Genomic DNA, 15,838 nt, shown 5'->3' on the forward strand with positions numbered 1-15,838 from the left:
ATCCATAGCTGTCTACTGGCGCGTGGCGGTGAAGGTCTCGTTCCGGGCGCCGCGGACGGTCGGGAAGTAGGTGCAGCGCAGGCCGGCGAGGTGCGGAACGTTGAGAATGCGACCTGCCAAGCGGGATAGTGGGTTGCCGTTGGATCGGCATTCCATGCGGGCCGCCTCCCAGGCGCGCCGATTGCCGCAAGATGCACGCTGCAGGTCGACGAAGATATCGCGCCCGCGGGTGTGGAAGGTCAGCCGACCATCGCAACGGGCGCCGCCGCCGCGGATCATGTAGGTGCCACGCCGCTCGAGGCAGAATGTCAGCCGGTATGGACCATAGAGATTGCGGGTGGCACGGAAGCAGCCATCGACGCGGACGCCCTGCGGATGATCCGGGACCATGACGAATGTGTCGATGTCCTGGGCGGGGGCTGGCGCGGCGTAAAGTGAGATTGCGATCACGAACGCCGTGAACAGGCGAATGAGATTGGGGGACATAGGGAGTACCTCCTCGATAGGTCGAGCAAGATGCCACCCTTCACCGGCTCGGGGATTAGCCAGGAATCCCGCGAACCAGCAGCGCGTCCCTACCCCGGACGATCCCTCTCACGCACCCTCTTGACCAAAGTCGTTATAACGTCATAACTCTATAACGTCAGCCGGACGAGCCGTGTGCCCGGCGCTGCAGGGAGACTTCAACATCATGCCATTCAGGGCTTCGCTGGGTGCCATCGGCACCGCTGCCATCCTTCTGTCGAGCACCGCGCTGGTCCAGGCCGCCGATGTCTCGTTCCTCACCCACTGGGCGCCGGACACCGTCGCCAAGCTCGAGGCTGCCGCCGCGACCTATACGGCCGGCCACCCCGACACCAGGATCACCGTTCGCGCCGTGCCGTTCGGCGACCTGTTGACGACGCTCCGCACCTCGGGCGGGGGTGCCGGCGGGGCGACCATTGCCGGCATCTACGACGCCTGGCTGCCGGACCTCGCCAAGGACCAACTGGTCGCCGCGGTACCCGAAGCAATTGCCGCCGAAACCAAGGCCAACTGGCCGGCCGGCGTGATCGGCGCGGCTTCGATCGGCGGGACGCTCTACGGCATCCCGAACGAGATCGACGTCTACGCGCTCAACTACAACAAGAAGCTGTTTGAGGAAGCCGGCATTGCCGAAGCGCCCAAGACCTGGGACGAATTCCTCGCCGCTGCCGAAAAGCTGACCGACAAATCCAAGGGCCAGCAGGGCTTTGGCCTCATCAACTCGTGGGCGGCCGGCGTCCTCCACCCGTTCTCGTCGCTCCTCGTCTCGAACGGCGGTGACCTCGTCGTCGACGGCAAGCCGACGCTCGACACCGAAGCCGCCAAGCAGACCTTCGAGCTCTACGAGAAGCTGATCAAGTCGGGCTATGCGGACCCGGCCATGGCCACCGCCGACGCCAACACCACCGGCCCGTTCCTCGATAGCTTCGTATCGGGCAAGACCGGCATGATCATCATGGCCAACTGGTGGGAATCCGCCCTCAAGGCCGGCATGGGCGACAACTTCGCCAATGTCGCGACGGCTCCGATCCCGGTCGGTCCGTCCGGCGACGTGCCGCGCTCGATCTCCTATTCGTGGATGACGGTCGTCAACGCCAAGGCCTCGGCCGAGGAACAGGCTGCGGCCTGGGACTTCCTCAACTGGCTCAACGGGCCGGAGTCGGGTCCGGACGGCGCATCCGCCATGGGCGACATCCTGATGTCGATGGGCATCCTGCCTTCGCGCACTTCGGACGGCGCGGCGTTTGCCGAGCGCCTGAGCAGCGACCCGTTCCTCAAGGGCTATACCGACACCCTCGCCAACGCGAAGGGTTTCCCGGTCGTGCTCGGCGGCCAGGAGTTCTCGGAATCGCTGCAGAAGACGCTGGAAGCCATCCAGTTCGGCCAGGTCTCGGCGGCCGATGCGGCTGCACAGGCGCAAGCCGACGCGACCGAGATTCTCGAGCGCAACGCGGCGAAGTAAATCGGAGATGGCTAGGTGCTTCAGAGCACTTGGCCACCCCACCCTTGATCCCTCCCCCACAAGGGGGAGGGAAACGATAGAACCGATAGTGCAGCCTTCGCCTCCCTCCCCCTTGTGAGAGGGACTGAGGGTGGGGGTGGCCCGGCGCACCGTCCTTGATGACCAGCAGAACATGCACTCAACTCAGCACCGATCGGCGATCATGATGCTCGCGCCCGCCACCGGGCTGCTGGGCGTGTTCATCGTCATCCCGATGCTGCTCACCATCTGGCTCAGCTTCCAGAACTGGTCGACGCAGACCGGGTTCGAGACGGCGAGTTTCGCCGGCGTCCAGAACTTCATCGACATCTTCGCCAACAACTCCGTCGGCCGCGACTTCAAGGCGGCGCTGGTCAATACGGCGATCTACACCGTGCTGTCGGTGATGATCATCCTGCCGCTCTCGGTGATGCTTGGCCTTCTCGTCCACCAGAAGCTCGCGCCGGGCGGGGTGTTCCTCCGCACCGTGTTGTTCTCCACCTACATGGTGCCGATGATCGCCGTGGCGCTGGTGTTCTCGAAACTCTATTCGCCCACCGAAGGCCCCTTGAACCAGGTCCTCGGCTGGGTCGGCATTCCTCCGCAGACCTGGCTGAGTGCGCCCCAGACGGCGCTGGTCTCGATCGTGATCCTCAATGTCTGGCAGCAGGTGGGCTATTTCACCGTGCTTGCCGTAGCGGGGCTGACGCAGATCCCGGACTCGCTCTACGAAGCGGCCAAGATCGACGGCGCCAATCCGGTGCAGCGCTTTCTCTCGATCACCTTGCCCTTGCTCGGCAACACGCTGCTGTTTTCGTCGGTGATCTGCATCATCAACGCAGTGCAGGTGTTCGAGCCGGTGGCGCTGATTACCCAGGGCGGGCCGGTGAATGCCACCAATGTCCTCACCTATCACATCCGCCGCGTCGGCATCGAACGGGCGCAGGGCGGGATTGGCTCGGCCATGGCCGTGACGCTGATGCTGGCGCTGATCGTCGCCATCGCCCTGCTGTTCGCCTTCGCACGGTCGCGGGACAAGGAGCGCGCATGAGCACGACACTCGCCGACGCCCGCGCGCTCGAACGGCCGCGCCAGAAGCTGACATTCGCCAGCGGCGCGCTAGTGCTGCTGATCATCATCGGGGCCGTCATTGCCGCCTTTCCGCTGGCCTGGATGATCCTGACCAGCCTCAAGACGCCGCAGGAAACGATGCAGGTACCGCCCGTCTGGCTGCCGGCGAGCCCGAACTTCGATGCCTTCACTCAAGTGGCGGACGTGGTGAGCCTCGGCCGCTCGTTCTGGAACTCGGCGGTGATTGCGCTGACGACCACTGTCGCCATTATCGTCACCAGCCTGATGGCTGGCTACGCCTTCGCCAAGTACGAATTCCGCTACAAGGAAGCGCTGTTCGCCGTCCTGATCGCGACCATGTTCCTGCCGCCGATCGTGACGCTGATCCCGCTCTACCGGATCACCGGCTATCTCGGGCTGAATGCCAGCCTCGCCGGCGTCGTGATCCCCAATCTCGCCAATGCGTTCGGCATTTTCCTCATGCGCCAGTTCATCAAGGGCGTGCCAGACGAATTGATCGAGGCGGCGCGAGTGGATGGCTCGTCCGAGCTGCGCATCCTGTTCCAGATCGTCGCCCCGGCGGTGATGCCGGCTATCGCTGCGCTGGTGCTGTTCGCCTTCGTCTACCACTGGAACAGCTATCTCTGGCCGCTGACCGTCCTGCAAGGCAATGCCGAGGAGTATCCGATCGTCATCTCGCTCTCGCGGCTCCTCAGCTACAACCGCGGCGCAATTAATACCGGCCTCGTGATGGCCGGGGCGACGCTCGCGGTGTTGCCGCCGGTGCTGCTGTTCGTGATCCTGCAGCGGTTCTTCGTCGACTCGGTCGTCTCCTCGGGGGTGAAGGGATGAGCACGATCCTTGCCATCGATCTCGGCGGCACGCGCTTCCGCGCCGGCGTCGCCGACGCTGCGGACCCCGCTGGGGTGACCGTGGTCGGTGAGTGGCCGGCACCGCAAAGCCGCGACGACTTCCTGGCTTTGCTCAAAGGCCAGCTTGCCGCGCATGGTGCCAGCCGCCTCGGCATCGGCATCCCCGGCCTCGCGCAGGGCACCACATGCCGCTGGGTGCCGAACCTCGGCTATCTCGACGCGCTAGATCTCGCGGAGGCCCTGCCCGGCATCTCCATCGGGCTCGGCAACGATGCACAGCTGGCGCTGCTGGCCGAGGCCAGGGCGGGAGCGGCGAACGGACTGAGCGACGCCATCCTGCTCGCGATCGGTACGGGCATCGGCTCGGCAGTCCTTGCGGGAGGACGCATCGTCACCGGCAGCCGTGGCGGCGCATGTTCCTTTGGCTGGGCTGTTGCCGACGTGACCGATGCCGGCGAGGATCGCAGCGGCTGGCTCGAACGCCAAGCGTCCGGCCGCGCGCTCGACACCGCCGCAGCTGGAATTGGGCTACCCGACGGCACGGCGCTGGTGCGGGCGGCGCGAGCGCGTGATCCTGAGGCGCTCGAGGCCCTGGAGCCGCCGATGCGCGCACTTGGCACAGCGCTGGCCGGTGCGGTCGCGCTGCTCGATCCCGAGGCCATCATCCTCGCGGGCGGCGTAGCGGCTTCGGTCGATGTGCTGGCGCCGATCGTGCTGCCGGCGATGCGGCGGCAGCTGCCGCCGCATCTGAGATCAATCGACATAAGACCCGGACAATTCGGGCCAAAGGCCGGACTCGTCGGCGCTGCCTTCGCGGGTGCCCACGGCGTCAACTGGAGGAATGGGCATGGATGAACCGGCAGGTCTGATGAAACCTGATCGTCGGCGTCCCGAGCCGTTGTGGCACCAGGCCGAGATGGCCCTGCGGGAGCTGATCGAGCGCGGCGAATGGAGCTCGGGCATGCAGATCCCGAACGAGGATCGGCTTGGCGACATGCTCGGCATCTCGCGCATCACGTTGCGTCACGCGCTGCGTAATCTCGAGGAGGCGGGGCTGCTGCGACGTGAGCATGGGCGCGGCACCTTCGTGCGCTCAGCGACCGTCGTCGCCGGTGTCCGTGGGCTCACCAGCTTCACTGAGGAGATGAAGACGCTGTCGCTGCAGGCCGGCACGCGGCTGATCGAAGCCCATCGTGTCGCAGCCAACGAGGAAGTCGCCGATGCGCTCGAGATCGCACTGGGTGATCCCGTAGTGCAGCTAAAGCGCCTGCGGCTCGGCAACGGCATGCCGATCGGCATCCAGGCGAGCCACCTGCCGGAATCCCGCGTGCCTGGCCTGCTTGCGGACGCCGCCAATGTGCAATCGCTCTACGGCTGGCTGCGCGAGCATTGCGGCATCGCTCCAGTGAAGGCCAAGGAAGTCTATCGTGTCGGCCGGGTCGCTGAAGCCGATGCCGAACTCATCCAGCTTGTGGCGGGTACGCCGGCCTTTGAGGTCGAACGTATCGCCTACGACACGAGGGGGCCGTTCGAATACGCCCTCTCCACCATGCGTGCGGACCGTTACGAGATCCGCTCCACTCTTTACGTCTAACGCTTTGTTCTGAAAGGCAAACCCATGTCCTCCCTATACATCAGCAAGCTGGTGAAGATCGCCGAAGCGGCGGCCGCAGCCAATGCAGACGCCTTCGACAAGGCCTCGTCCGCCGTAGCGGAAACCCTCGCCAACAAGGGCCTCGTGCACCTCTACGGCTCAGGCCATTCGGTGCTGCCGGTTCAAGAAACCTACCCGCGCTACGGCTCCTATGTCGGCTTCAACCCGCTGACCGACCCGCGCGTGATGTGGCACAACATCCTCGGCGCCGGCGGCGTGCGCGAGCTGCTCTGGCTCGAGCGTACCGAGAATTACGCAGAGAAATTCCTCGATCACCAGCCGCTCAACGCCGGCGACACCATCGTCATCTTCGGCCACTCCGGCAGCAACGCCTCAGGCATCGACACTGCCCTCTACGCCAAGAAGCGCGGCCTCACTGTCATCGCCATCACCGCGAAGTCGAATGCCGGGAAGCCCGCCTCGCACTCGTCGGGTAAGCGCCTACCGCATGCCTCCGACATCGTGATCGACACCGGCTCGCCGGTCGAGGACGCCATAGTCGACATCAAGGGCTGGTCGCGCCCGGTCGCCGGGTCATCGACCGTGCTCGCCATGATGATGATGCACGAGCTCCTCGCCGAGAGCGCCCAGAAGCTCGCCGATCGCGGCATCGAGCTGCCGGTCTTCGCCTCGCCGACCATCCCGGGCGTGACGCTGCACGACACCGACATCATCTACGGCGTCTACCGCGAGCGCATGCTCGAGGCGCAGCAGAAGCACCTGCCGCAATTCAAGAAGTCCATGGCCAGGGAAGACTGATTGGCCAAGTTCCGGGCGGGAGCTGACCCTGCCGCCCGGGACACCGTCCCCCATGTCCCAATCCACTGCATATCTCGGCGCCCGCATCTTCGATGGCGAGGCGTTCCACAATGATGCCGCGCTGGTGATAGCGGATGGCGAGGTCGTCGCCATCGGCGCGGCTCCGGCCAACGCGCACGTCGTTCACTTGAATGGCGGCCTGCTCGCGCCGGGCTATGTCGACCTCCAGGTCAACGGCGGCGCCGGACTGCTCGTCGGTGCCGGCACGACAGCCGCCGACCTGAGCACGATCTGCCGGACGCACGCCCAGTTCGGCGTGGTCGGGCTGCTGCCGACGCTGATCACCGACACCCCAGCGGTCACCGACGCAGTGCTCGCCGCCGGCGCGACCGCTGCGCGAGCCGGTACGTCGGGCTTTCTCGGACTGCACCTCGAGGGTCCGCACCTGTCGCTGGCGCGGAAGGGCGCACATGACCCAAACCTCACCCGGCCGATGGAGGAGGCTGATCTCGTCCGCCTCGAGCGGGCGCGATCCACCCTTCCCCACCTCGTCACCACCGTCGCTGCCGAGACCGTGACGCCCGAGCAGATCGCGCGGCTGGTGCGGGCCGGCATCATTGTCAGCATCGGGCACTCCGATGCGTCCTTCGCGATCGCTTCTGCAGCGATCCGCGCCGGGGCGACGATGGCGACGCACCTGTTCAATGCAATGAGCCAGATCGGAAACCGCGACCCGGGCGTTGCCGGAGCGGCGCTCGCCCATGGCAGCGTCTGGACGGGTCTCATCGCAGATGGCATCCATGTGCATCCGGCGACAATCGGGCTCGCACTCCGCAGCAAGGCGGCGGCTGGCCGGGTGTTCCTTGTCTCGGACTCAATGTCCCAGGCGGGCACCGACATCGCGAGTTTCGAACTCGACGGCCGGACGATCGTCCGGAGGGATGGCGCCCTGCGTCTCGCTGACGGCACGCTGGCGGGCGCCGACCTGACGCTCGACGCAGCCGTGCGCTACGCCCGCTTCGAATTCGGGCTTGAGCTGGACGAGTGCCTGCAGATGGCCTCGCTCTATCCAGCGACGGCCATCGGCGCAAGAGCGCTCGGGCGACTTTCGCCGGGCTCGAAGGCGAAGCCGATCTGGCTGGATGACAAGCTGAACGTTCGGTCGTTGCCGGTCTAATCGCGGAAGCTGTAGCGCGGCGCCGATTCCGGTTCGAGCAGGATGGCACGGAGGTCGTCGTCGCTGGCGGCGTAGTCCACCGGAGCATTCGCGGGCTTGGCCGTCACCTGCATGCCGATCCAGGCGGCGGCAAGCGCGAGGATCACCGCGCCGATACCGGTGAAGCGATACTTCTTTGCGCCCTTGGCGATGCGGCTCAAGAGGAGCAGCCAGGCGAGAGGGATCAACAGGAGCAATAGAAGGAGGAGTTCCATCGGCGGAACCTCGCACACACGCCCTCTCAACATACCGAAGCATGGTTAAGGATTGGTGTGGGAGGCCCGCGCCGTCCCCATGGACGACACCCTCTCCGCCTGCTACGCATGGCAAGTTAGTAAAGCGGTTTACAAGAACAATGACAGCCAAGTTCAAGACTGTTTTCGGTGAGGGAAAGCCGGTCATCGCGATGGTTCACCTGGGCGCCCTGCCCGGCTCGCCGTTGCATGACCACGAGGCCGGCGTCGGGGCCATCGTCGAGAACGCGCGCAAGGACCTGAAGGCGCTGCAGGCGGCCGGGTTCGACGCGGTCATGTTCGGCAACGAGAACGACCGGCCCTACGAGTTCGAAGTCGATACGGCCTCAACCGCCACCATGGGCTATGTGATCGGCCGGCTGCGCAGCGAAATCACGGTGCCGTTCGGCGTCAACGTGCTGTGGGATCCCGAAAGCTCCATCGCCCTCGCAGCAGCGACCGGCGCCCGCTTCGTGCGCGAAATCTTCACCGGCACCTATGCCTCCGATATGGGTCCGTGGACTCCGGATGCCGGCAAGGCGATGCGCTATCGCGATCGGCTCGGCCGGCAGGATCTGGCTCTGCTCTACAATGTCAGCGCCGAGTTCGCCTACTCGCTCGACCAGCGCTCCCTGCCCGACCGGGCGCGGAGCGCGGTGTTCTCCTCGATCCCCGACGCCATCCTCGTCTCCGGGGCCATCACCGGCGAGGCGGCGAAGATGGTTGACCTTGAGGCGGTGAAGGCGGTTCTACCGACGACACCGGTGCTGGCCAATACCGGGGTGAAGCACTCCACCGTCGCCGATGTGCTTGAGGTCGCGGATGGCTGCATCGTCGGCTCGTCGCTCAAGGTCGACGGCGATACGTGGAAAGCCGTCGATCCGGATCGCGCCGCCGAGTTCATGCGGTTGGTGCGGCAAGCCAGGGGCTACTGATGGCGCTGAAGCAACTCGTCACCGACCTGATGCTGATCCCGGGGCTGTCGGGTTATGAAGGCCGCGTGCGAAAATACCTGCGCAAGGCCATGGATGAACTGGGCATTTCGTCCTCCACCGACCGGCTCGGCAACCTGATCGCGACCCTCGAGGGCGACCAGAGTGCGCCCAGTGTCATGCTGTTCGCGCACATGGACCAGCTTGGGCTGATCGTGCGGAAGATCGAGGCCAACGGCCTCGTCCGAGTCGAGCGGCTGGGCGGCGTCCCGGAGCGGGCGCTGCCCTCGACCGAGGTGCTGTTCTGCATCGGCGAGGGCAAGGATGTGCCCGGCCTGATCGCGCACAAAAGCCACCACGCGACCGGGCAGGACGAGAAGTACAAGGTGCTGCCCTACCCCGAGCTCTATATCGACGCCGGGTTCAAGTCGGCGGCCGAAGTACTGGCGGCGGGGATCGATGTCGGCACGCCGGTTGTGTACGCGCCCAAGGTCACCGAGCTCGCCAACGGGCGGATCGCCGGGACGTCGGTGGATGATCGCGCAGCCTGCGCAATAATGGTCGAAGTGGCGCGGGCTCTCAAAGACATCAAGAAGCGGCCAACGGTGCATTTCGTCTTCTCGGTGCAGGAGGAGTTCAACCTGCGCGGAGCGGTGACCGCGGCGCAGGTGCTGATGCCTGACGTGGCGATCCAGCTTGACCTGATCCTCGCCACGGACACCCCTGACATGACCGCGCGCGGCGACGTGAAGCTCGGTGGCGGGCCGGCGATCTCGCTCTACTCCTTCCACGGCCGCGGCACGCTCAATGGCACCCTGCCACACCCGGCGATGGTGAAGTTGTTCGAGGACAGCGCCGCGGCTTCGAAGCTGCCCCTGCAACGGAGCGCGCATATCGGGGCGCTCACCGATCTCAGCTACGTGCAACTGGTCGGTCAGGGTGTTGCCTCGATCGACGTCGGCTTCCCCATGCGCTACTCGCACTCCTCGCTCGAGGTTTGCGATCTCAGCGATCTCGCGCAGTTGACGACGCTGCTGGTCGAAGCATTGCCGCGGATCGATGCCAAGTTCAGCCTCGATCGGGACGACTACATCGGATGAGGTACTATCTCGGCATCGATATCGGCACCTACGAGAGCAAGGGCGTGCTCGTCGATGCCGGGGGCAATATCGTCGCCAGCGCGGCGCGGCCACACAAGATGCTGGTGCTGCAGCCCGGCTGGGCCGAGCACCGGCCGCGCGAGGACTGGTGGGGCGATTTCTGCTTCATCTCCAACAAACTGATTGCCGATAGCGGCGTTGCGCCCGCTGACATCAAGGCGGTAGCGGCGAGCGCCATCGGCCCCTGCATGCTGCCGGTCGACGCCGACGACGAACCGCTGATGAACGGCGTGCTCTATGGCGTCGATACACGAGCGGCCAAGGAGATCGCCGAGCTGACCGAGCGGATCGGCGAAGACATGCTGCTTTCCCGGTGCGGCAATGCGCTCACGTCGCAGTCGATCGGGCCGAAGATTCTGTGGCTCAAGCGGAACCGGCCGGAGCTCTACGAGAAGACGGCCAAGATCCTGACCTCGACCACCTACATCACGCACAAGCTCACCGGCCGCTACGTGATCGACCACTACTCGGCTGCGAACTTCTCGCCGCTCTATGACGTGAACACACTTTCCTGGACCGATGAACTGGCCGACGACATCATCGGGCTCGACAAGCTGCCCGAGGCGATCTGGACCACCGAAATCGCCGGCACGGTAACACCGGAGGCAGCCGCCGAGACCGGGCTTGCGGTCGGCACGCCGGTGACCTGCGGCACGATCGACGCCGGCGCCGAGGCGTTGAGCGTGGGCGTGCTCGACGATGGCGACATGCTGCTGATGTATGGCTCGACCATCTTCATCATCGAGATCACGCCGGTGCGGGTGCCGGATGCACGGCTCTGGTACGCGCCGTGGTTCTTCCCCGGCAAGCACGCGGCCATGTCCGGGCTCGCCACCTCCGGCACGCTCAGCCACTGGTTCCGCGACCAGTTCGCGCGGGAGCTCGACCCGGCGACCGCCGTCATGGCATTGGCGCTCGAGGCCGAGGGCTCGCCGCCGGGTGCGAACGGGCTGGTGATGCTGCCTTATTTCTCGGGCGAACGAACGCCGATCCACGATACCGAGGCCAAGGGCGTGCTGTTCGGGCTGGACCTCACGCATACACGCGGCGACATCTACCGGGCGGTCTTCGAGGGCATCGCCTACGGCACGCACCATGTGTTCGAGACCTATGCCGATGTCGGCCAGCCGCCCAAGGCGATCCTTGCTGCCGGTGGCGGGACAAAGAACCGGGTGTGGTCGCAGGCGACCTCGGATGTGTCCGGGCGAACACAGATCGTGCGCCAGAAGACGGTGGGCGCGTCGTACGGCGACGCGTTCCTCGCAGCGCTGGCAATCGGCGACGTGCAGCCAGGCGACATCCGCGACTGGAACCCTGTGGATCACCAGATCACGCCGGACGCCGGGCTCGCGGAGTTGTACGCGCGGCGCTATCGGGTGTTCCGCGAGCTTTATGCGCGGAACAAGGATCTGATGCGGGGACTGGCTTAGCCCTTCACACTTCCCGCCGTCAGACCGCGGATGATGAACCGCTCCAGCAGGATGCCGACCAGCACCAGCGGGGCGATGGCGGCCGTCGACAGAGCGGCCATGCTCCACCAGTTGATGCCCTGCGAGCCGGTCTGGCTGGCGACCATCACCGGCAGCGTCTTGGCTTCGGCGCCGGTGAGGAGTGCGGCGAAGAAGTACTCGTTCCAGCAGAGGATCAGGCTGAGGATGAAGGCGGCCACCATGCCGGGCAGCGCCATGGGGAGGATGATGCGGAAGAAGGTGCCCCAGGGGCCGAGGCCGTCGACCTGCGCGGCTTCGTCGAGCTCGATGGGAATGGTGTCGAACTGGTCTTTCATGATCCAGATGACGATGGGCAGCACGGTTAGCGTGTAGAGCGCGATGAGGCCGATGGTCGTGTCGAGCAGCGCCAGCTCGCGATAGAGCACGAGGAACGGCAGCGCGAGAACCACCGGCGGCAGGATGAGCTGGCTCAGGAAGAAGAAGCTCAGGTCCTGGTTCTTCATCCAGAGGAATTTGTACTGGAAGCGGCTCAGGCCGTAGGCGGCGAGCGCCCCGATCAGAACGGCCAGCGCCGAGGCGCCGAAAGCCGTGTAGATCGAGTTGAGGAAGCGATCGAGGAACTCGTCGCGGACGGTGGAAACTTGGCCGATGGTGTCGGGCGACAGACCGAGCGAACGCCAGCCGAGCCAATTGGGCTGATAGTCGACCCAAGGGATCATGCGGCCGAGCTGCACGTCTTTGGCCACCTTCATCGAGGTGGTGATGGTCCAATAGACCGGGAACAGCGAGACGAAGGCCCAGACGACCAGGGCAAAGTAGATGCCGACCTTGCCGGCAACGTGTTTGAGGCGGCGTGCGGCAGCGCCGGTATCGGCGGGGGCCATCGGAGCGGCGGCGACTTCCGTGGCCATCAGGTCATCCTCCGCATGCGCTTGCTTAGCGTGTTGAGCAGGATGGTGATGAAGATGACGATCACCACGAGATAGAACATCGCCAGCATGGTGCCGTAGCCAACATTCGAGCGGTCGCGGTACTCGCGGTAGATGAAGCTCGATACGCTGTCGGTGGCGCCGCCCGGGCCGCCTGAGGTGACGGTGATGATGATATCCGCCAGCTTCAGCTTGAAGATGATGCGCAACACGATGGCCGTCAGCGAAACGGGCAGCATCAGCGGGAAAGTGATCTGCCAGAAGCGCTGCCAGGCGGAAGCGCCGTCGACCTTGGCGGCCTCGGTGATCTCCTTGGGCATGGCCTGAAGCCCGGCGAGCAGCAGGATCATGACGAAGGGGATCGACACCCAGGCGTCCATGATCTCGATCCAGATGCGCGCGACCAGCGGATCGGAAAAGAAGGTCGGGTTGTTGATGCCGAGCCAGCGAGCGAAGCGTGCTACCGGGCCGAAGCGGTATTCCAGCATCGACTTGCCCACCATCCAGCTCACCGCGACGGGCGACAACATCAGCGGGATCAGGAAGACGACGCGCCAGAATTTTCGCGCCCGGATTTCGGCGTTGAGCAGCAGCGCGAGGGCGAAGGCAATCGCATACTCGACGAGGACGAAGAGCACGTAGATCACCATGTTGAACATGGCGTTCCAGTAGAACGGATCGCGGATCAGCTGGATCAGGTTGTCGATGCCGTTGAACTTCTGGCCGGTCAGCGAGGCGAGGTTCCAGTCGGTGAAGGCGATGGACAGGCCGAACAGCGTCGGGAAGATCGCCATCGCCGCCGTGAACAGCGCGGCCGGCAGGATGAACAGCGCCTTGAGGCCGGCCTGCCCGCGCATCAGCACCTGGCCATAGCCGAGCGCGACGGCCCAAAGCAGGTAGGCGTAGAGGGTGGGGCGCCAGTCCCTGAGACCCAGCGGCAGGATCCCGGCGGAGTTGAGCGCCTGCAGTACGACGACAGCGATGAAGAGAACGGATGCGGCGGCGATGACCGCCTGCCCGGCATCCTTGCGGCGGCGCGAGATGTCGCCGTAGTTCGGTAATTCAGCTATCGCCATCCACGCCTCTGGACCGTTCGGGCTCGGAACTAAATCGGCTGGTGACGGTCCGCCACCAGCCGAGGATTGTCAATCGGAGGTCAACCGCGCGTCAGAGCCCGAGTGAAGCCTTGTAGAGCTTGATCTGGTTGTCGCGACCGATCTGATCGGTGATCTTCTCCCAGGCTGCGGCGATGGCGTCAGCCGTTTCCTGTGCACCGGCGTACTGGCCGTTGATGCCCTTCACCAGCTCGTCCTCGGCGATCGAGTAGTATTGGAAGATGCCGGGGATACGCGGCTCGATGGCAGCGTTGGGATGGTTGTAGCTGTCGAGGTTGGAGCCGAGATAGTCCTCGACGAAGGCGCGGTCGTAACCCGCCGCTTCCCATTCCTCGTACTGGAAGTGCGAGTTGCGGTAGGGCTGGAAGCCCGACGGGTAGGCAGCGGTCCACAGCGAGATGTCCTTGCCGCCCAGGTGGGCAGCGGCAGACCAGGCGGCTTTGCGCTTCTTCTCGTCGCCGGAGACGCGGCTCGTGACGTAAACGCCCCAGCCGATATAGGCCATGTTCGGAGCGAAGTTCTCCTTCTCCTCCCAAGCGCTGGTCTTGGAGTTGTACACCTTCTTGGCGCCGGGATTGATCGAGAAGCCGACGACATCGCCGACCACGGAGGTATCCGACGTGCGGGCGTTGGAGCCTACGTCGCCCCACCAGGTGAGCGCCGCACCGGTACCGCCGAGGAACTGCGAGAAGGCAGTGGCGTTCGGATCGGCGTTGAGCTGATCGGGCGGATAAGCGTTGGCCTTGACCAGATCGAGCACGTCCTGGATGGCCTGCACCCAGGCCGGGTTGTTGACGCGCGGCTTCATGGTGTCGGGATCGAACAGCCAGGCCGGATCGTCCGGATGCTTGGCATAGGCAGCGGCGCGATCCTCGAGGAAGTAGAAGCCGAAGCCACCCCACTGGTACTTCAGCGGGTCGAGAAAACCATAGGCCGGTGTGCCGGTGACCGGGTCGTTCTTGCCGGCAAGGGCGGTGGCGAGCGCCGGGAAATCCTCCCAGTGCGTCGGGACGTCGGCCATGCCGCTGATCGAGCCGTCGCCGAAATAGTCCTTGCGGTACGCGAACGTATGGCAGTCGCCGTCAATGTTGATGCGGTAGGTCTTGCCGTCCCAGGTGCCGACCGGCGGCTTCAGGTAGCCCACAAGGTCGTCGGCCTCGATCTGGGTGGCGACCCAGTCGGGCATCTCGTCGAGCAGGCCCTTGCTGGCGGTATCGCCCTCGAAGGGTGCACCCATCTCGACGATATCGAAATCCACCGTGCCAGTCGCGATCGACTGCTGCAGGCGCGGGTTGTAGTCGGCCTGGGCTAGGTCGATCCAGTTGATCTTGGCGCCGGTATAGGCCTCCCACGGCTTCAGGAAGCCGCGGAACAGGAAGTTGTGCAGGTTCTGGTTGTTGAGGCCCATGAAGGTGAGCTCGACACCGGCGAACTCGCCTTCGGCGACGTTGGCCTTGGTCGCGGCGAGCGTGAGCTCACCGACCTTCTGCCAGTCCGCGTCGGTGGGCGAACCCTTGCCGACGCCGGGGATCTGCAGGATCTGGGCGCGGACGCTGTCCTGAGCGAAGGCCCTGCCCGCGAACGAGCTCGAAAGCGCGGTGCCGGCGGCAAGCGCAGCCGCGCCCTTCATGAAGTTGCGGCGGCTGGCCTGCATGGCCATGATGCTATTGTAGAGTTCGACTTTCACGACGGTTCCTCCATCAAGCCGCTGCATGAGGCGGCGTTCCTGCGACCACACAGGCGCTCGATGGTAAGGGGACGGACAGGGGGAGTGCGCATGCGCCCTCCGAAGTCCCTCAACAACCCTGCCGACATCCCTCCCCAGGGAGCGCTCCCGTCTGTGCGGAAGCTTGCTGGATGGTAGGGAGCTAACATGTTGGAAGTCAACAAGCTGACGATTGGGACCCCACCGCCAGCTTCACATTTAGGGGCTTGCATTCATAGGTGATCGAACATGTCCTTCACCAATAAATTCTGCACCGCGACTTAATCCGGAGGCAGCACGCCCTTCTTGAATGCGAAGCAGCCGTAGAATCGGCGCTCGCCGGTCTGAATCACGACATAGGACTTCCTGGCCGCCTCATAGAAGGCGAAGCGTTCGATGGAGCCCATCGGCCAGGACCTGCCTTCGGCCTTGTCGATGGCTGCTTGCACCTCCTGCTGTACCGGCGGAACCTCGCCGGGCTTGCCGACGATCTCCATCCGCAGCGCCGGATGCTCGACGAAGCTGTCGAGCGGCATGAGCGAGAGGATCGCCTGGGCGGCACGGCCGGCGGTGACATTCTCGAGCTTCAGTAGCTTGCCGTAGACCGTCTGCCGCGCGATCGAATCCGAGGGGAAGTTCATGTCGGCGATGATCAGGTCGTCGCCGTGGCCCATGGATTTCAGTGCGTGCAGCACGTCGGCATTCAGTATGGGGTCGATCCCCTTGAGCATGAGTT

16 protein-coding genes are annotated in these 15,838 nt (G+C 64.9%); 10 read left to right on the forward strand and 6 right to left on the reverse strand.

Annotated elements, in window-relative coordinates; all coding sequences use genetic code 11:
• Positions 1-12: 12 nt before the first annotated feature.
• A complete protein-coding gene (locus tag ACOYW5_RS07590) occupies positions 13-486 on the reverse strand; it encodes a hypothetical protein (RefSeq protein WP_423068641.1) in 474 nt (157 codons plus the stop codon).
• Between the two features lie 205 nt (positions 487-691).
• Between ACOYW5_RS07590 and ACOYW5_RS07595 the strand changes: the two genes are divergently transcribed.
• The 7 genes from ACOYW5_RS07595 (at position 692) to nagA (ending at position 7,538) form a co-directional block, all read left to right on the forward strand.
• A complete protein-coding gene (locus ACOYW5_RS07595) occupies positions 692-1,987 on the forward strand; it encodes an ABC transporter substrate-binding protein (protein ID WP_423068642.1) in 1,296 nt (431 codons plus the stop codon).
• A gap of 202 nt (positions 1,988-2,189) precedes the next feature.
• Complete coding sequence (locus ACOYW5_RS07600) at positions 2,190-3,056, forward strand: carbohydrate ABC transporter permease (protein ID WP_423068643.1); 867 nt, start codon at positions 2,190-2,192, stop codon at positions 3,054-3,056.
• Positions 3,053-3,928, forward strand: coding sequence for a carbohydrate ABC transporter permease (locus ACOYW5_RS07605; RefSeq protein ID WP_423068644.1), 876 nt, complete (start codon positions 3,053-3,055; stop codon positions 3,926-3,928). Before ACOYW5_RS07600 ends, ACOYW5_RS07605 begins: the two co-directional genes overlap by 4 nt.
• The gene (locus ACOYW5_RS07610) at positions 3,925-4,803 is read left to right on the forward strand and encodes an ROK family protein (protein ID WP_423068645.1); all 879 of its coding nucleotides are present in this window, start codon (positions 3,925-3,927) and stop codon (positions 4,801-4,803) included. Before ACOYW5_RS07605 ends, ACOYW5_RS07610 begins: the two co-directional genes overlap by 4 nt.
• Positions 4,796-5,542: a GntR family transcriptional regulator gene (locus ACOYW5_RS07615; RefSeq protein ID WP_423068646.1), complete on the forward strand. Its 747-nt coding sequence runs from the start codon at positions 4,796-4,798 to the stop codon at positions 5,540-5,542. The genes ACOYW5_RS07610 and ACOYW5_RS07615 overlap by 8 nt, the downstream gene beginning before the upstream one ends.
• 24 nt (positions 5,543-5,566) lie before the next feature.
• The gene (locus tag ACOYW5_RS07620; RefSeq protein ID WP_423068647.1) at positions 5,567-6,361 is read left to right on the forward strand and encodes a sugar isomerase domain-containing protein; all 795 of its coding nucleotides are present in this window, start codon (positions 5,567-5,569) and stop codon (positions 6,359-6,361) included.
• A gap of 52 nt (positions 6,362-6,413) precedes the next feature.
• A complete protein-coding gene (gene nagA, locus ACOYW5_RS07625; protein WP_423068648.1) occupies positions 6,414-7,538 on the forward strand; it encodes an N-acetylglucosamine-6-phosphate deacetylase in 1,125 nt (374 codons plus the stop codon).
• Here the strand turns inward: nagA and ACOYW5_RS07630 are convergent.
• Positions 7,535-7,792: a hypothetical protein gene (locus tag ACOYW5_RS07630; protein WP_423068649.1), complete on the reverse strand. Its 258-nt coding sequence runs from the start codon at positions 7,790-7,792 to the stop codon at positions 7,535-7,537. The genes nagA and ACOYW5_RS07630 overlap by 4 nt on opposite strands.
• A gap of 140 nt (positions 7,793-7,932) precedes the next feature.
• On the opposite strand from ACOYW5_RS07630, the gene ACOYW5_RS07635 reads away from it, so the two are divergent.
• The 3 genes from ACOYW5_RS07635 to ACOYW5_RS07645 are packed head-to-tail and all read left to right on the forward strand — an operon-like array spanning position 7,933 to position 11,332.
• Complete coding sequence (locus ACOYW5_RS07635; RefSeq protein WP_423068650.1) at positions 7,933-8,745, forward strand: BtpA/SgcQ family protein; 813 nt, start codon at positions 7,933-7,935, stop codon at positions 8,743-8,745.
• A complete protein-coding gene (locus ACOYW5_RS07640; RefSeq protein WP_423068651.1) occupies positions 8,745-9,842 on the forward strand; it encodes a M42 family metallopeptidase in 1,098 nt (365 codons plus the stop codon). The genes ACOYW5_RS07635 and ACOYW5_RS07640 overlap by 1 nt, the downstream gene beginning before the upstream one ends.
• Positions 9,839-11,332, forward strand: coding sequence for an FGGY-family carbohydrate kinase (locus ACOYW5_RS07645; RefSeq protein ID WP_423068652.1), 1,494 nt, complete (start codon positions 9,839-9,841; stop codon positions 11,330-11,332). Before ACOYW5_RS07640 ends, ACOYW5_RS07645 begins: the two co-directional genes overlap by 4 nt.
• Here ACOYW5_RS07645 and ACOYW5_RS07650 read toward each other — a convergent pair.
• The 4 genes from ACOYW5_RS07650 to ACOYW5_RS07665 form a co-directional block, all read right to left on the reverse strand.
• Positions 11,329-12,237 (reverse strand): carbohydrate ABC transporter permease, encoded by a 909-nt coding sequence (locus ACOYW5_RS07650; protein ID WP_423069427.1) that lies wholly within the window; start codon positions 12,235-12,237, stop codon positions 11,329-11,331. The genes ACOYW5_RS07645 and ACOYW5_RS07650 overlap by 4 nt on opposite strands.
• Before the next feature lie 26 nt (positions 12,238-12,263).
• Positions 12,264-13,358 (reverse strand): carbohydrate ABC transporter permease, encoded by a 1,095-nt coding sequence (locus tag ACOYW5_RS07655; protein ID WP_423068653.1) that lies wholly within the window; start codon positions 13,356-13,358, stop codon positions 12,264-12,266.
• Positions 13,359-13,449: 91 nt separating this feature from the next.
• A complete protein-coding gene (locus ACOYW5_RS07660; protein WP_423068654.1) occupies positions 13,450-15,084 on the reverse strand; it encodes an extracellular solute-binding protein in 1,635 nt (544 codons plus the stop codon).
• A gap of 299 nt (positions 15,085-15,383) precedes the next feature.
• Complete coding sequence (locus ACOYW5_RS07665) at positions 15,384-15,833, reverse strand: RbsD/FucU family protein (protein WP_423068655.1); 450 nt, start codon at positions 15,831-15,833, stop codon at positions 15,384-15,386.
• Positions 15,834-15,838: the final 5 nt, after the last annotated feature.

Source organism: Devosia sp. CN2-171, from assembly GCF_049354815.1.
Classification (GTDB): domain Bacteria; phylum Pseudomonadota; class Alphaproteobacteria; order Rhizobiales; family Devosiaceae; genus Devosia_A.

Excerpts from the sequence above, each read along its gene's own strand:
- ACOYW5_RS07590 (WP_423068641.1), bottom strand. The coding sequence starts at position 486 with ATGTCCCCCAATCTCATTCGCCTGTTCACGGCGTTCGTGATCGCAATC.
- ACOYW5_RS07595 (WP_423068642.1), top strand. The coding sequence starts at position 692 with ATGCCATTCAGGGCTTCGCTGGGTGCCATCGGCACCGCTGCCATCCTT.
- ACOYW5_RS07600 (WP_423068643.1), top strand. The coding sequence starts at position 2,190 with ATGATGCTCGCGCCCGCCACCGGGCTGCTGGGCGTGTTCATCGTCATC.
- ACOYW5_RS07605 (WP_423068644.1), top strand. The coding sequence starts at position 3,053 with ATGAGCACGACACTCGCCGACGCCCGCGCGCTCGAACGGCCGCGCCAG.
- ACOYW5_RS07610 (WP_423068645.1), top strand. The coding sequence starts at position 3,925 with ATGAGCACGATCCTTGCCATCGATCTCGGCGGCACGCGCTTCCGCGCC.
- ACOYW5_RS07615 (WP_423068646.1), top strand. The coding sequence starts at position 4,796 with ATGGATGAACCGGCAGGTCTGATGAAACCTGATCGTCGGCGTCCCGAG.
- ACOYW5_RS07620 (WP_423068647.1), top strand. The coding sequence starts at position 5,567 with ATGTCCTCCCTATACATCAGCAAGCTGGTGAAGATCGCCGAAGCGGCG.
- nagA (WP_423068648.1), top strand. The coding sequence starts at position 6,414 with ATGTCCCAATCCACTGCATATCTCGGCGCCCGCATCTTCGATGGCGAG.
- ACOYW5_RS07630 (WP_423068649.1), bottom strand. The coding sequence starts at position 7,792 with ATGGAACTCCTCCTTCTATTGCTCCTGTTGATCCCTCTCGCCTGGCTG.
- ACOYW5_RS07635 (WP_423068650.1), top strand. The coding sequence starts at position 7,933 with ATGACAGCCAAGTTCAAGACTGTTTTCGGTGAGGGAAAGCCGGTCATC.
- ACOYW5_RS07640 (WP_423068651.1), top strand. The coding sequence starts at position 8,745 with ATGGCGCTGAAGCAACTCGTCACCGACCTGATGCTGATCCCGGGGCTG.
- ACOYW5_RS07645 (WP_423068652.1), top strand. The coding sequence starts at position 9,839 with ATGAGGTACTATCTCGGCATCGATATCGGCACCTACGAGAGCAAGGGC.
- ACOYW5_RS07650 (WP_423069427.1), bottom strand. The coding sequence starts at position 12,237 with ATGGCCCCCGCCGATACCGGCGCTGCCGCACGCCGCCTCAAACACGTT.
- ACOYW5_RS07655 (WP_423068653.1), bottom strand. The coding sequence starts at position 13,358 with ATGGCGATAGCTGAATTACCGAACTACGGCGACATCTCGCGCCGCCGC.
- ACOYW5_RS07665 (WP_423068655.1), bottom strand. The coding sequence starts at position 15,833 with ATGCTCAAGGGGATCGACCCCATACTGAATGCCGACGTGCTGCACGCA.